Source organism: Amycolatopsis sp. NPDC004079 (assembly GCF_040610415.1).
GTDB lineage: Bacteria > Actinomycetota > Actinomycetes > Mycobacteriales > Pseudonocardiaceae > Amycolatopsis > Amycolatopsis halotolerans.
In genome coordinates this window covers 230,742-244,056 of record NZ_JBEXMH010000004.1, presented here as the reverse complement: position 1 = coordinate 244,056, position 13,315 = coordinate 230,742, and the positions used below count along the sequence as shown (strand labels likewise).

Sequence of the window (13,315 nt, the reverse complement as noted above, 5' to 3'; positions counted from 1 at the left end):
CCGGCGCCCGCGCCCGCGACCCGCACAGCGGCAGCCGGCGCCCGCGCCCGCGACCCGCACAGCGGCAGCCGGCGCCCGCGCCCGCGACCCGCACAGCGGCAGCCGGCGCCCGCGCCCGCGACCCGCACAGCTTGGATTCGGTACGAATTTCTCTTTGGATATCCTGCGGTTTTCGAATCACGCCACTTGTGGCCACGCCGTTTATATGGTTGTCAATATCCATGGGTCATGTTTCTGTGTCGTTAGGTTTTCCTTGCGCGCAAGGAAAAGACAGAAAGAGTCATGCGACCACTCGGGATCAAAAAGAAGAATGGAAGGAAAGCCGAGGAGGGGGAGAATGAAGAAGAAGCTGGCTGCAGCGGAACGGAACTTGCCACGGAAGGCAGTGCGAGCATCAGATAGCCAACACGCCACCCAAGCCGACTGTTCACGTGCCTGCCGGCACCGAAGTCGGGGGACACGGAGGAAGGGGTTGCCCAGCGTTGTCCTGCAGCAAGGCTTTGACGCGCCCCTTCCTCTCTAGTGGGAGTCCGGAAAGGAAGTTGGAGAGGAAGGTGGCGAGGAAGGTGGACGGGCGAGAGGTCTATGGGCTCGCCGCCGACTCTGTGCCGGTTGTGCACGCGGCAGAGTACTGGCCTCGGGTCGTGCTGCGGATCGCCTCCGCGACTGCCGCCGCTGCTTCCCGGAATCTCACGAATACGTTCGCGTCACGGCGTTCGAAGTATTCGTGAGGAATCAGCCCAGTATAGCGAGGTTGACTCCTGTTGGACAACCCTTCGGCAACTGGTGGGTCGCAATGAGAATCACGGCTATTTCTGCGTGAGGCGCTGGGTTTGTTTAGCTGGCTTGCCGGTTGGATAGGTGATTTCTCGGCTGTTGCAGGGCGTCCGCGAGACTGAGAGTGCTCGGGGCGGGGCGTTGGTCGAGGTCGGCCAGTGAGGTGGTGAGCAGGTGCAGGGTGCGCGGGATGCTGTCGTGCTGACCGAGTCGCGCTTGGAGGCGCATGAGGTCGCGGTAGATCGCCTCGTTGTAGGGGTCCAGGTTGCGGGCCTGTTCCAGCAGGGCGAGTGCCTGTTCGGGGTGGTCGGTTCTGATCTTGCGGATCAGGGTGCTGAGCGCGTCGAGGACGTCGCGCCGGAGCGCTTCACGGGGCCCGTCGATCCAGTCCGCGGTGATGCCTTCGGCGAGGTCTCCGCGGTACAGCTCGGTGAGGCGGTTCGATGCCCCGACGGCCTCTGTTGCCGGAGCTTGGCGGCTGGCGGTGATGGCGTCCTGGAGCCGCCAGAGGTCGGCGGTCAGGATGGTCTGGTCGAGCCGGTAGTGGCTGTCCTGGTGGACGATGATGTCGAGGGTGTCGTCGTTGCTGGCCCGGCGAAGGCCCCGGCGTAGCTGGGACAGAGTCGCGTGGAAGCTGTTGTAGGGACGTTCGCCGGGAGCGTCCGGCCAGAGCGCGGCGCTGAGGGTGTCGCGTCGGCACCCGTCACGGTGCAGTGCCAGGTAGACCAGGATCTCGCGTTGCCGCGGAGCGAGAACGTCGATGAGGTCACGGGGTTCGGGGCTCGCTCTGGTCAGGCGCAGCCGGCCGAGCACCTGCAGGTGCAGCGGCGGGACCGGGGCTGGTTCCGTGGCCGGGCGCGGCGCGGTCGTTGGGTTGCCGTCGCGCCGGGTAGCTGGCGGACGCGGCTGGTTGCTGACGTCCGGCGGGGATGGCTCGGTCGTTTCTGATTCAGCCGGTCCGAACGGTCCGGTCGTCGGGTGCTCGCTGGGGTTCGCGCTGGCGGGTGCCGTCGGTGGGGTCACGGCCGCAGCGTCGGGTGCTGCGGTAGCGAACTCGTACTCGGAGACGAGCGGTTGAGCGTTCGCCGTCGTGCTCTCGGCTCGGCTTTGCCGCTGCGTGCCCGGTTCCACGGCACTGCCAGCGACGGTACGGTCTCGGATCGGGTCGTCGCGGCCGGGCTCGGCCGCGTGCAGGAGCGCGAGCAGGTCACGGGCGTCGGCGTCCGGCAACGTGAACAGTCGGGCACCGGCCAAGTCGTCACTCAGGGTGGGGTTGGTCGCTTCGACGGTGCCGTCGTGGCGCACGCGCACGGTGCCGCCGGGGTGCCAGGGGCCGAGGAACACTCCGGTCAGGCCGAGGTGCGAGCCGTTGTCGAGGACGGCGTGCGCGCGCCGGTTCGTGTCCGCGGTGGGCGTGGCCACCATCACGGCAGGCCCGGTGTCGCCGCGCGGGTGCGCCGTGTTCGCTGGCGGGTCGTCCCGTGCGAGGTCGTTGGTGTCGGTGCGGGCGACCAGCTCGGCCTCCAACGTCGCCAGCGCTGCGGGCAGGTCGTCGACGATGTGCAGCCGGTCCGGGACGGGGTCCGCCAGGTCGTGCCCGAAGAGTGCGCGGGCATCGTCGGCGGGCATCACGATCATGGCGTCGAGGTCGTCGCTGGTGGCCTGTGCGAGCAGGGTCATGATCAAGGCCCGCGCGGCGGCGTGGGCACCGGGACCGGTGAGCCCCAGTCCCCGCGTGCTGGCGAGGTCGAGGGCGATGGCGTGCTCGTCGCGTACGCCGAGCGAGGTGTCCTGGTGTGCCGGGAGCACTGCACGGACTGTGGCCTGGGCTCGGTCGCGGACATGGATGTCGACCGGGCGTGCGTGTCCGGGTGGCGCGGTCGCAGCGGCCGGGTTGTCGTCGGCCGGCTCGGGTGCGGCGGCGTCGTGGGCGATGCGCAGTGCGCGGACGACCGGGAGGCCGGCAGGGTCAGCGTCGTCGCGTGCGCCGGGGTGATACCAGCGGCGGCGCCGGATTCGGACGGTGATCATCGCGAGGGTGATCAGGGCAGCCAGTCCGAGGCCGACGAACGCACCGGTCGGCAGCGCGATACCAATTCCGGGCTGTGCCTCGGGCATGTCCGGCTGTTCTCCTCGATGTGCATGCTGCGGGGCGGGCTGCTCGGCGGAGGCAACCGGGCCTTCTGGGGCAGGCGCGGGTGTCGGGCTGTTCGGTGACGCCGCGGGCTGCTCTGTCGGCTGCGCGGGTGGTGGTGCCACCTGGGCGGGAAGGACGAGGTGCCAGCCGGGCAGGAGCTGGTCGGGGTGCCGCAGCGCGCGGCCGTCGGGTTGGGTGCGGCCGGCGTTGAGGTCGAAGATCGCGGGCCAGGCGTCCGGATCGCCGAGTTCGCGTTCAGCGATGGCCGAGAGGGAGTCGGTGGGCTTGACGGTGACGGTGCGCCCGCTCGCGGTGGCGCTGTTCGCGGGATGAGGCAAGGCGACGGCGTCCGGTGGAAACAGCAGCGTCCATCCCGGTTCCAGGTCGCCGGGGCTGTCGGCGAGCAGGGCGGGGTTGAGCCGCACGATCTCGTGGTAGCGGGTGCCGCGGCCGAGGTGGCGTTCGGCCAAGTCCCACAAGGTGTCGCCGTGCACCACCGTGTAGGGCACAGTGTCGTCCGTTCCCGCCGCCGCGGGAGACGGCGTGGTCGGGGCACCGACGGTCTCCGCGGTCTGGTCGGTCACGGTGTCCGTTGCGGAGCCCCGGGCTGCCGTGACGGGGTGTTCGTGGGGCCATGGCGGCGCGGTGGCCGCAACCGGTGTTGCCGGGATTGTCGATGCCCCTGCGGTACCAGCGGAGGTGGCCACGAGAACGGCGGCCACCAGTCCGGCGATCCATCGGTCACGCGGCGCCCGACGCAGCAGACCGCGGGCGGTACGGACACCGTGCCCGGTCTGGCGGATCACCTCGACCATGACGGAGAGGGTCAGCAGCAACCAGCCAGCCCACGCCGTCGCCACGACCAGCCAGAGCACGAGGTCGCCGGTCAGCCACGCCCACCGGAGCGTGTTCCAGATCCGTTCGGGCCATTGGCTGATCGGAGTGGGGGCGGGCCAGTGGTCGGGAAGCAGGCGGGCGGGGTCGGCTCCGAGCGCGAGTAGTCCACACGGTATCCCGGCGATGAAGGCGAGCAGTGCCAGCGCGGCGCATGCCCCGCGGATCCGCTGTACTGGTGCGGTGGTCATGGCAACTCACCGGTCCGGGTGCCGACGCCGAGTTCGGCCAACGCGGTGCCCGTGGCCTCGGCGGTACCGCCAAGCAGCCCGATGGGGGCTGGCTCGACGACGGTGACGGTCACGCGGACCGCGCGCGGTCCGGCGACACTGACCTGACCGGGATACCCGGCACGGGCGAGGTAGTCGGCGGCAGTGCGCGCTGCGGTCGTAGTGTCGATGCTGACCGCGGGGCTGCGGGTGTCCACCGGGGTGTTGGCCGCGCGGGCAGCTTCGGCAGCCAGCGCGTCGGCGCGGGCGATGACCTGCAAACGGGCGGAGCCATCCACCACCAAGGCGAAGACGAGCAGCAGCGCGGGCACCAGCACAGCCACGATCACGCTGACCGAACCCGTGTCCCGGGGCGTTGTCCGGGTCGTCATGGGATGCCTCGATACGGGTCGGTGGGGCTGGTGAAGGTGCTTGTGAGCGTGTCCGTGCCGCCGGGGACCGGAAGTGCGAGATCGCTCAGCCCGACCTGACACGTCAGGCTTGCCCGGACCTGTCCGGCACGGCCGACCGCGATCTGGCTGGCGTCGACCGACACGCTGAAGGCGTGACACGTCAGGCCCTCGCGGTCGAGCCGTTCGCGGGCGACGCGGGCTCCGGCCTGTTGCGCCGCGTCGGGGCTGCGCGCGATCGACGCCGCGCGCGCTGCGGCGGTGGCGGCGTTGTCGACCGCTTGCTGTGCCGAGCTGACCCGGGCACCGGCAATGATCAACAGTCCGACGAAGAGCACGGCGGGCACCAGGACCGCAGCTTCGACGCTGACTGAACCCGTGTCACTCCAGTACCGCGACCAGCAATGGTGTATCCGGTTTCGGGACCTCATGGGCCGTCTCCAGCCGCCAGCGCGGGCACGGTGAAGCGCTCTTTCACCGCGTGCGCCGATGCAGCGACGCGGATGTCCAGGCCTGGGATGGGCACCAGTCGGATGGCGGTGCCCGACACCTCCACTTGAACGGTGTCCGCGGTGACGGTGGCGTGGACCTCGGGGGCGGTGAGGACGCCGCGGCCGGCGCGGGTGGCGAACGAGAGCGCGGCCTCAGCGGCCGTGGTGGTCGTGCCACCGACCGGACGTCCAGCCTCCACTCCGGCCTGGGCGGCTTGCGCGGCAACAGCATGGGCATGCCACCACAAGCCGCCCTGCACCGCCGAGAGGATCAACACCAGGGCAATCGGAAACAGAATTGCCAAGCCGACGGACTCTGCTCCGCGGTCGCGGATCTGAGCTGTGCCGGTGCTTTTCGTCGCCTGCGGGTGTCCCCGGTAGCTGAGCCTGCTGGAGCGCATCACTGGGCCGCCGAGCTAGTTGCCGCCAAGGTGTCCGCAGCGGGTGTTGGAGCCGCAGCGAGGGGACGTGGCGTGGGCACTGTCTTCGTGGTGGTGGTGGTTTTCGGCGGCTGTGCGGTTTTCTTCGCGCGGGAGCCGCTATTGGCGGGCTTCTTTCGCTTCGCAGGCACCGGTTTGCCCGTGTCGAGCCAGCGGGCGAGGTCGGTGGCAGGCACTTCGGTGAACTGGGCTAGCTCGTCAATGTCGATGACGTCGCTGGATTCGGAGAGAACCTCGCCGAGTTGGCGTTCGACGTCGTTCAGCTGGGCAACGATCTCGGCGCGACGCGTGGCAAGATCGCCGATTCGTTGTGCCGCAGCGGATCGCCGGACGCTGCGGGGTGCGTCAGCCTCTGCGACACGACGTTCGATCTCCTCGCTGGTGGGCATCCTGGCTCCTTCGTATCGTCACTTGATCTGGCTTTGGAACTGCTGCACCACGCCACGGATCGCGACCCCAAGTCCGATGGCCACAGCGAGCCCGATGGCCACCAGGACGGCCTTCTCCACGCTTTCCGATCCGCGATCACCGGCGGTACGCACGCGCTCCCAGCGGGCCACGACGGTGACGCACAACAGCATCACTGCGCCGCCGAGACTCAGCGCGAGTTGCGCAACGCGCCGCCGCGCCGCGGTGAGGTAGTGCTCCAGGATCTCAGTCATGGATGTTCAACTCCTTGGTGTGCAACGTTCTTAGGTGATTCGTCTCTGGCTGCGCAGCTAACCACCGGCCGTCAGCAGCCGGAGCAAGGCTGGATAGATGGCCAGCAGGAGAAACGCGACCAGCAACAGGGCAACCGGGAGCGCGAGCCGCTGGGAACGCCCGTTGGCATCGGCCTTGTCTCCGGCGAGCGCGGCCGAGCGCAGCGCAGCCGCTTTCGCGATCAGCGTGCTGTAGATGGCAGCGCCATCAGCGGCGGTGGACAGGATGTCCGCCAGGTCGGCGAGTTCGACGACACCCATCCGTTTGCCCAGCCGGGACAAGGCTTCCCACGGGGTGTGCCCGGCGCGCATCGCCCGGCCGAGCGTGCGACTGATCCGCGCGAACACCCACGAATCCGCCACTGCGGCAGCTTCGGCGAGTGCTTGGCTCGGGGCACGACCCGTCGCCCGTTCCTGGGCCACCAGGTCGAGATAAGCGGCAACCCCCCGCCGGAACTCCTCTCGGGCCCGAGAAGCGTCCTCGTGCACGGCCAGCACCGGCACCAGCGACCCGGCCACCGCAGCGACCAGCACGCCCAGGATCACTACGGTGCCGGGGAAACCGACGCCGCCGAACCACGCCAGCCCCGCCACCGCCACGACGCTTGCCGCGGTGCCGCCAGCCCATGCCAGGCGTCGAACGAGGTAACGCTCGGCAGTCTGGTCGAGCACGTCGAGGTCACCGGCCGGAATGCCCCACCACCGGTTCGACGACCGCGCCGAGTACCCGGCCAGGCGGTGCAGCCGAACCGACCAACGACCCAGCGGCGCAGCTCCGTCCACGCGACGCGCGGCACGGTCGTCCAACTCCGCGACCGCGGCGGCCAGGTTGACCGGTGCTGGCCGTACCAATGCCAGAATCACGCACACGAGCGCAATCCCGGCGAGGGCACCGAGAACAGCGGCAGCGATACCCGGGCTCATCGCAGGGCCTCCGCGTCGAGCTTGGTGACCACGGTCAGCGAGCGCTTCGGCTTCGGTGCGCCGACTGGGGTCCGGGAGGAGACGCCGAGCAGCCGGGCGGGACGGCGAGTTCGGATCAGGAGGTGCATCCACCACCCGGCCGCGCCGAGCAGACCCCCGATCCCGGCCATGACCACCTGGCCCAGCACTCCGTCAAAGGGCGAGAGGAACTCCCGGGCGAACAACACCAACCCGACCAGCAAGACCACGGTGATGCCGAGGATCGCGCGCACATCGGCGCGCGGTTTCGCCCGGTCGGCTTCGATGTCCCGGCGAGCCACGACCTCCCGTTCGAGCGCGGTGGCTTTCGCGTCGAGAACATCGACCAGACCGCGCCCACCGGCGCGGGCGCGCAGGACCAGGGCTAGGACGACCTCGTCGGCGGCTTCGTCGCCGACGTCGTCGGCGAACGCGCGCAACGCCTGCTCCAGCCCTCGGGTGCGCAGCCGCACTGCGAGGGTCTCGACCTCCGTGGCCAAGGCGTCAGGGGCGGTGCGGGCCGAGCTGGTGATCGCCTGCTCCAGCCCGCCCGCGCCGGAGGCCAGTATGTCGGCCAGCCGCCGTACCCAGCTTGCCAATGCGTCCAAGCGGGCGACCAGCCGCTGCGCGTCGTGTCCGCGAGCCAGGATCGGCACGGTCACCGCCCCGGCGACGGCCACCATCGCCGCAACCGGCCAGCCAGTGGCCCACCACACCACCGCGCCCCCGACCACCGCCACAGCAACCCGCCGCAGCGGAAGCCGCGCCAGGCGCTCCCGCCAGCCTGCCGCTCGCTGCGGCACGGAACCTCGAACGCCACCACCGGCTGTCCGCGAGGCAGGAGGCAGCATTGCCGTAACCGCGCAGGCGAGGGCCAGCACGGCGACGACGCCGAGCAAGCCCGGCCACACGTTCGTCATCGCCGACCTCCTTCTGGGAAACCGGTGATGTTTCCGGCACCTGCCCCCGCACCGGCGATGTCGAACTGGGCGCGGTCGAAGCCGTGCCGCTCCAGGCGCTCCAGCAGGTCACGGCTGGGGGCGTACGCGGGAACCGCGCGGCCGTCGGCCGGGCGCGGCGCGAAGATCCTGGTGGTGTCCGGACGGCCGGAATCACCGACCGGGCCGACCTCGATGACCTCGGAAACGAACCGCTGTCGGTGGTGCGCGCCGAGGTGGGTGTGGTCGGTGCGGGCGACGTGCACGACCAGGTCGATTGCCGAGGCGGTCCACTGGTGGGCGGCCTCGATCGCCAGTGGCGGGGTAGCCAGCTGCCCGAGTGCCCCGATCCGGTCGAAGACGGCGGACGCATTGGTGGCGTGCAGGGTGCACATCCCGCCAGTCGCGCCGTTGCCCAGAGCCCGCAGCATCGCGGTGACTTCTCCGGCGCGGACTTCCCCGACGATTACCCGGCTCGGCGAGTGCCGCAAAGTCTGCTTGAGCAGATCGTCCAGGGTGATTTCGCCGATCCCTTCGCTGTTGGCCGGCCGGGCTTCCAGCGGTGTGACCAAGGGGCGCGCGCCGATGTGCAGGCCGAGTTCGTATTCCTCCTCGACGGTCACGACGTGTTCGTAGTCCGGGATCTCGGTGCACAGCGCGCGCAGCAGCGTGGTTTTCCCCGCGGCAGGACCACCGGAGACGATCACGTTGCAGCCCGCGCGCACCGCCACACGCAGGAACGACGCGATCACCGGATCGAGCGTGCCGTTGGCCACGAGGTCGTCGAGGGTGACGTCGACCAGGCGGTGGCGGCGGATCGCCACTCGCGGCCGGTCGCTGACTTCCATCACGGCCGCGACCCGGGCGCCCAGCGGACCGCCAGCGCTGATGCGGAGGTTTCCCAACGGGCGGCCGGCGTTGAACTCGCGGCTGGTCTGGCCCTGGCGGGCGAACATCGCGGCCAGCATTTCCACGAGGTCGGCGTCGGTGTCGGCCACCGGGTACGGCCATTGCTCGATCGACCCGTCGGCCAACTCCAGCAGAACGCGGTCGCAGCCGTGGACATGGATGTTCTCGACGTCCTCGCGATTCAGAAGTTCCTCCAGCGCGCCCAGCCCGGACAACGCGGCCACCACCGCGCGGGTCAACCGGCGTTCGTCCTCAACGGACAGAGGCGCTTGCCCGTCGGCAGCGCGGCGCACGACCCAGGCAGCGACTTCCTCGGCAACGTACGCGCTCATCCGCGCTTGTTGCTCCGCCGCCGACAGGGGCACGTCCAAGTGGGTCTCCCCAGCCGCGACGCGCTCCAGCCGGGCCGCGACCGATTCCCGGATCGCCCGAACAGTCCGCGAATCCAGCGGCCCCTCCGCCGTGGTGCTCGACGGCAGTCCGCGTTCCTGCGGCGCCGGGACCGAGTAGCTGCTGGGGCCGTTGGACAGGCCATACCCGTTGTGCGGCAACGTCATCGCGATGCTCCCGTCAAGACGTCAACGGACGCGCGCGGTGCCGGTACGCGCAGCTCGGCAGGCGTGTAATTGTGGTAGGTGCCGTGCAGTCGGCGTGCTGCCCGGCGTGCAGTGCGCAGCAGCGGCGATCGACGCGGCACAGCGCCTGCGTCGTTCCCGTCGGAGAGCACCGCCGCTGTCCGCTCGTCGGCAGGGAGTGCAACAGCGACAGCCCGGCCCAGCGCGGCGCGGACCTCGTGAGCGCCTGGGGGCGACGTCGCGCACACCGCCAGGCCGAGCCGCTCCGGCACGATCCGCTCGGCGAGTTCGGCCAGCACCGGGCGCGCGGCCAGCACATGCCGCGGGGTCGGGCGGACCGCCAGCAGGACCACGTCGGCGGCCAACAGCAAGGGCCACGGCGTGGCCGCGCCGAAGCGGCCGACGTCGACCAACGCGTCAGCGGGACGCCCGGCCGGGGTTCGGAATGCGGCCAGCGACGCGGTCAGCCGCGTCCACCCGGCAGCGCTGATCGCGGAGTGCTGGCCCGGCGACGTCAATCCCGCGAGCAGGCCCACGTGCCGTGCGGGCGGCACCGGTTGCACGTGTTCAAGCAGCGCAGCCGGATCTCCCGCTGTCGCGTGCCGCGTCGCGGTCGCGTGCGACAGCACCCCGCGATCGGCGCGGATCGTGCCGGCCACGAGCCATTGGCTCAGCCAACCGGGCGCGAGGTCGCCCCCGGCGGGGTCGCAGTCGGCCAGCAGCACCGGCGCGGGCCATGCCGCCGCCAGCGCGGCCAACGTCGTGGTCCCGCCGGGCGATCCCTTGCCCGAGACGATCGTGATCATCGCCAACACCCTCACCGCCCTTCCAGACGAATTCGCTTCCTACGCACTCGGCCCGAGCTGGACCACGACGACCTGACCTGCGGCAGCGCTGGTCGCGGCCTGCGCGGCATCCATCCCGACGACGACATCGACGGTGACCGCGCCGGTCGAGTCCGGCGGACCGGTGCCCACCACACGTGCTTGAAACGGTCCGGAAGCACTCGCCGACGGCTGCCCGAGGTCGGACCCGGTTGCTCCCGCGACCGGACTGACCTGGACCAGATCGCCGGGCGACAGGCCTCGGGCGGGCAGGTGTCCCGGTTTCACCGCGATCCCGACAAGCCGCTCGCCAGGGCCAGGAATCGGCTGCGCAGAGAGCTGGCGAGGCGCGAGCACGCTGCCGGCGGGCAACGCGGAGCGCGCGACCTGACCGACGACGCCCGCGCGGTCAGCGGCAGGAATCGCGGACAGTCCCTGGCCGGGAACCGCTTTCGCGATGCCAAGATCACCGTCGCCGATCCGCTGGCCCCAGCCCACGTCCCGCGTCAGCACCACGACGTCGACCCGTTCGTCCTGTCCTGCGATCAGGAAGACGTTGCCGAATGCGGCCCCGGCTGCCAGCACGACCGCGACGCTGAGCAGCCACCACCGCCGCCGACGCGGCACCCGCGGCTCGTCACCATCCCGGAGCCGCTCATGGGGTGCGGAGTCGTCGGCACGCGCTTGGCGTGGTCGTGAAAAAGACAGAGCAGTACCCACCGGGAAACTCCTTACTCATTTCCGGAAGTGCGACTTTCTTGTATGCAGCGATTTGTTTGATGAATTCCCTGTGCGCTACCTCGCGCGCAAAGCCTGTACCTCGGCGACCGCGAAGCTGGCTCCGGCTCTTGACTGCATCTGCGGGAAGTCCCCGCCGACATCAGCGGTTCCGTCTGATCCGACCCAGCTGACCGACCACTGGATCGCCCACTGCGCACGGACTTGGTCGCCCGGCTGTCCGACGGAGCTGCGGGTGTAGACGATCCCGCAATCCGGGCTGGCAGCGTGCAGGCCGAAAGAACGTTCGTAAGGCGTGCCCGGCCCCGCGCACGACGCCGATCCACCCGTGCCCGAGTCGAACGTCATGCCCGCCGGAGTCGCGGTCACCTCCGCCCACACCGGCCCAACCTGAACTCGCCGCACCGCCGGCTGCCACACCTCGCGATCGGTCCACACCCAGGTGTTCTCGCCGACGATCGTCGCGTCCCGCCCGTCCGGCAGCCGCACATCCGGTGAATGCCGCGGCACTGGCAAGGGAAGCCGCAATTGCTCGAACGCCTGCGCCGCCAACTGCGCCGGAGTCGGCAACGGCGGGGGCGCAGGCGCGTCACCGGGCGGCACCGGCACGTTGTTCGCGGGAAGCGGTGGGAGACACCGGATCCCGAACGCACTACCGCCTGGCCGACCTGCACCCGGAGCGCCGCCGGCACCGAAGCCGCCCACAAAACAACCCGGCGGAAGCCGTCCCTGCGAATCCGGAGAATTACCTGAGCCCGCTGCGGCTTGCCGGTCTTGGCCGCCGTCACCGGCCGACTTCTTCCCGGGACCACCCGGCCGCACAGGTGCTTGACCCCGTTGATCCAGCGCGCGCATGTCGATGCTCGGCGGTGCGTATTGGCCGAACTGGTCGGTGTTGTTGGGTACAACGACCACTTGCCCGTCATCGGTGGGGCCGGGCGGGCTCGGGGCAGCTTCCGACGACGTGTCGGCAAGACCGACTGTGCCAATGACAGCGGCGAGGACACACGCCGGATAGCTCAGTGCCTTCCGCGTACGCATCAGCACGGCCCGCCTGGGTATGCAAGCTCCGCGACTTTCCATTGGCCATCCGAGGCGTCGCGCGACATCCGTGCGTGGATAGGAATCTGCGGCGTACCAACGGTCTTCCGATCGCCAGTGGCAGCGTCCGCTTGCCCGGAGCGCGATCCGTCCTGGCAGTCGATCACCGTCGCCTTGCCGCCGTGAACCTCGACGCTGCTGATGTGCGTGGTCACGTCTCCATAGGGCTTCACGCCGACCTGTTTATTGCGGCGCATCCCCGCCAAGGTCGTGGACAACTGCGGGTCCACGGCGAGCTTTGCCATCGCGGCCTGCCAAGTGGCCTCTGGCGTGCTCGGAATAGCCAACGACCGCGGCCAGAACTGCGTATAGGCGGCCTCGACCGCTTGCCGTTGATCCGGCTCGGATGACGTCGGTGCCGAGGGCGGCTGCGACGGAGCCGGCATGTTGGACGAGGACGTCGTCGTCGGCGCGGCGCCGCCGCTGCACCCCGCCACCAGCATGGCGACCGCCGCAGCCAGGACGACGTGCCGTTGCCGACCAGCACCGAAGTTGTTCACAAGATCCTCCCCAACGTTCGCGATGTCGATGCCCAGGCCGACCTGCCCTTGCAAAGGTCGCCGTGCGCCTACGTCAACAGCATGCTGATCAACGAGCCAGCGAGCAGCGGCGGACCGGCGGGAAACCGCGAATTCATACTCTTGGACGACACCGCTACCGTGATCGCCACGAGGGCGGTGAACCCGCTCGCGATTAGCAGGCCACGGAGCAAGCCATCCCATCCGAACCACCCGAGATAGAGCCCAAGCGCGGCGTACAGAGCGGTATCGCCGCCCCCAGTGTGGTCCGGTGCGGACATCTGAACCAGCAAAGCAAGCCCCAGCAGGGCAACCATTGAGATGCAGGAGAAGCCGAACCGAAGCCAGGTTCCGTCGATGATCGTGTCGCAGAGCAAGAACGCAGCACCTCCGCCCGCCAGCGCCGCCACCATCGGAAACGGCAGTCTCCGACAACGCACGTCGGTGAGTGCCAAGCCGAGGCCGAGCGCGCATGCCCAGCACCAAGCCAGCCAGACCGGCGTCGTGCCGAACTGGAAAAGCCCGATCCAGCAGAGGGCCGCCGTCGCCACCGAAAGCCCCGCGGCCAATGCGGCGCGCGTAGACCGGCCAGCCGCCATAGCCATACCGGTTGTTCGTTCTGCGGCTTTCAACAAGAGCGGTCCAGCAACGATGCTCGCTGCGCCGACAACGGTCACCGGAATCAACATCATTAGGCACTCCCGCGTGTCC

The 13,315-nt window shown here is 69.8% G+C and carries 14 protein-coding genes; all 14 read right to left on the bottom strand.

Going from position 1 to position 13,315, the window contains the following annotated elements:
* Positions 1-837 precede the first annotated feature (837 nt).
* On the bottom strand, positions 838-3,999 hold the full coding sequence (locus ABZX37_RS06360) for a BTAD domain-containing putative transcriptional regulator (RefSeq protein ID WP_354736576.1): 3,162 nt from the start codon (positions 3,997-3,999) through the stop codon (positions 838-840).
* Complete coding sequence (locus ABZX37_RS06355; RefSeq protein ID WP_354736574.1) at positions 3,996-4,409, bottom strand: hypothetical protein; 414 nt, start codon at positions 4,407-4,409, stop codon at positions 3,996-3,998. The genes ABZX37_RS06360 and ABZX37_RS06355 overlap by 4 nt, the downstream gene beginning before the upstream one ends.
* Positions 4,406-4,858, bottom strand: a complete 453-nt coding sequence (locus ABZX37_RS06350; RefSeq protein WP_354736572.1) for a TadE family protein — start codon at positions 4,856-4,858, stop codon at positions 4,406-4,408. The genes ABZX37_RS06355 and ABZX37_RS06350 overlap by 4 nt, the downstream gene beginning before the upstream one ends.
* Positions 4,855-5,223 carry a TadE/TadG family type IV pilus assembly protein gene (locus tag ABZX37_RS06345; protein WP_344287488.1) on the bottom strand — a complete coding sequence of 123 codons (369 nt, stop codon included), beginning with the start codon at positions 5,221-5,223 and terminating at the stop codon, positions 4,855-4,857. The genes ABZX37_RS06350 and ABZX37_RS06345 overlap by 4 nt, the downstream gene beginning before the upstream one ends.
* A gap of 95 nt (positions 5,224-5,318) precedes the next feature.
* Positions 5,319-5,747 (bottom strand): hypothetical protein, encoded by a 429-nt coding sequence (locus tag ABZX37_RS06340; protein ID WP_354736570.1) that lies wholly within the window; start codon positions 5,745-5,747, stop codon positions 5,319-5,321.
* Between the two features lie 18 nt (positions 5,748-5,765).
* A complete protein-coding gene (locus ABZX37_RS06335) occupies positions 5,766-6,020 on the bottom strand; it encodes a hypothetical protein (protein WP_344287356.1) in 255 nt (84 codons plus the stop codon).
* 57 nt (positions 6,021-6,077) lie between these two features.
* The gene (locus ABZX37_RS06330) at positions 6,078-6,983 is read right to left on the bottom strand and encodes a pilus assembly protein TadB (protein WP_344287358.1); all 906 of its coding nucleotides are present in this window, start codon (positions 6,981-6,983) and stop codon (positions 6,078-6,080) included.
* On the bottom strand, positions 6,980-7,921 hold the full coding sequence (locus tag ABZX37_RS06325; RefSeq protein WP_354736568.1) for a type II secretion system F family protein: 942 nt from the start codon (positions 7,919-7,921) through the stop codon (positions 6,980-6,982). Before ABZX37_RS06325 ends, ABZX37_RS06330 begins: the two co-directional genes overlap by 4 nt.
* Complete coding sequence (locus tag ABZX37_RS06320) at positions 7,918-9,405, bottom strand: ATPase, T2SS/T4P/T4SS family (RefSeq protein ID WP_354736567.1); 1,488 nt, start codon at positions 9,403-9,405, stop codon at positions 7,918-7,920. The genes ABZX37_RS06325 and ABZX37_RS06320 overlap by 4 nt, the downstream gene beginning before the upstream one ends.
* Positions 9,402-10,229, bottom strand: a complete 828-nt coding sequence (locus ABZX37_RS06315) for a hypothetical protein (RefSeq protein WP_354736565.1) — start codon at positions 10,227-10,229, stop codon at positions 9,402-9,404. Before ABZX37_RS06315 ends, ABZX37_RS06320 begins: the two co-directional genes overlap by 4 nt.
* A gap of 39 nt (positions 10,230-10,268) precedes the next feature.
* Positions 10,269-10,874, bottom strand: a complete 606-nt coding sequence (locus ABZX37_RS06310; protein ID WP_354736563.1) for an SAF domain-containing protein — start codon at positions 10,872-10,874, stop codon at positions 10,269-10,271.
* A 168-nt stretch (positions 10,875-11,042) separates the two neighbouring features.
* Positions 11,043-11,588, bottom strand: coding sequence for a hypothetical protein (locus tag ABZX37_RS06305; RefSeq protein ID WP_354736561.1), 546 nt, complete (start codon positions 11,586-11,588; stop codon positions 11,043-11,045).
* Positions 11,589-12,025: 437 nt separating this feature from the next.
* Positions 12,026-12,586, bottom strand: a complete 561-nt coding sequence (locus tag ABZX37_RS06300; RefSeq protein ID WP_354736559.1) for a hypothetical protein — start codon at positions 12,584-12,586, stop codon at positions 12,026-12,028.
* Between the two features lie 68 nt (positions 12,587-12,654).
* Entirely contained in the window at positions 12,655-13,296 is a 642-nt protein-coding gene (locus ABZX37_RS06295; RefSeq protein ID WP_354736557.1) for a methyltransferase, read from the bottom strand.
* Positions 13,297-13,315 lie beyond the last annotated feature (19 nt).

Coding starts and splice junctions, on each gene's coding strand:
- ABZX37_RS06360 (WP_354736576.1), bottom strand. CDS start 3,999: ATGACCACCGCACCAGTACAGCGGATCCGCGGGGCATGCGCCGCGCTG.
- ABZX37_RS06355 (WP_354736574.1), bottom strand. CDS start 4,409: ATGACGACCCGGACAACGCCCCGGGACACGGGTTCGGTCAGCGTGATC.
- ABZX37_RS06350 (WP_354736572.1), bottom strand. CDS start 4,858: ATGAGGTCCCGAAACCGGATACACCATTGCTGGTCGCGGTACTGGAGT.
- ABZX37_RS06340 (WP_354736570.1), bottom strand. CDS start 5,747: ATGCCCACCAGCGAGGAGATCGAACGTCGTGTCGCAGAGGCTGACGCA.
- ABZX37_RS06335 (WP_344287356.1), bottom strand. CDS start 6,020: ATGACTGAGATCCTGGAGCACTACCTCACCGCGGCGCGGCGGCGCGTT.
- ABZX37_RS06330 (WP_344287358.1), bottom strand. CDS start 6,983: ATGAGCCCGGGTATCGCTGCCGCTGTTCTCGGTGCCCTCGCCGGGATT.
- ABZX37_RS06325 (WP_354736568.1), bottom strand. CDS start 7,921: ATGACGAACGTGTGGCCGGGCTTGCTCGGCGTCGTCGCCGTGCTGGCC.
- ABZX37_RS06320 (WP_354736567.1), bottom strand. CDS start 9,405: ATGACGTTGCCGCACAACGGGTATGGCCTGTCCAACGGCCCCAGCAGC.
- ABZX37_RS06315 (WP_354736565.1), bottom strand. CDS start 10,229: ATGATCACGATCGTCTCGGGCAAGGGATCGCCCGGCGGGACCACGACG.
- ABZX37_RS06295 (WP_354736557.1), bottom strand. CDS start 13,296: ATGATGTTGATTCCGGTGACCGTTGTCGGCGCAGCGAGCATCGTTGCT.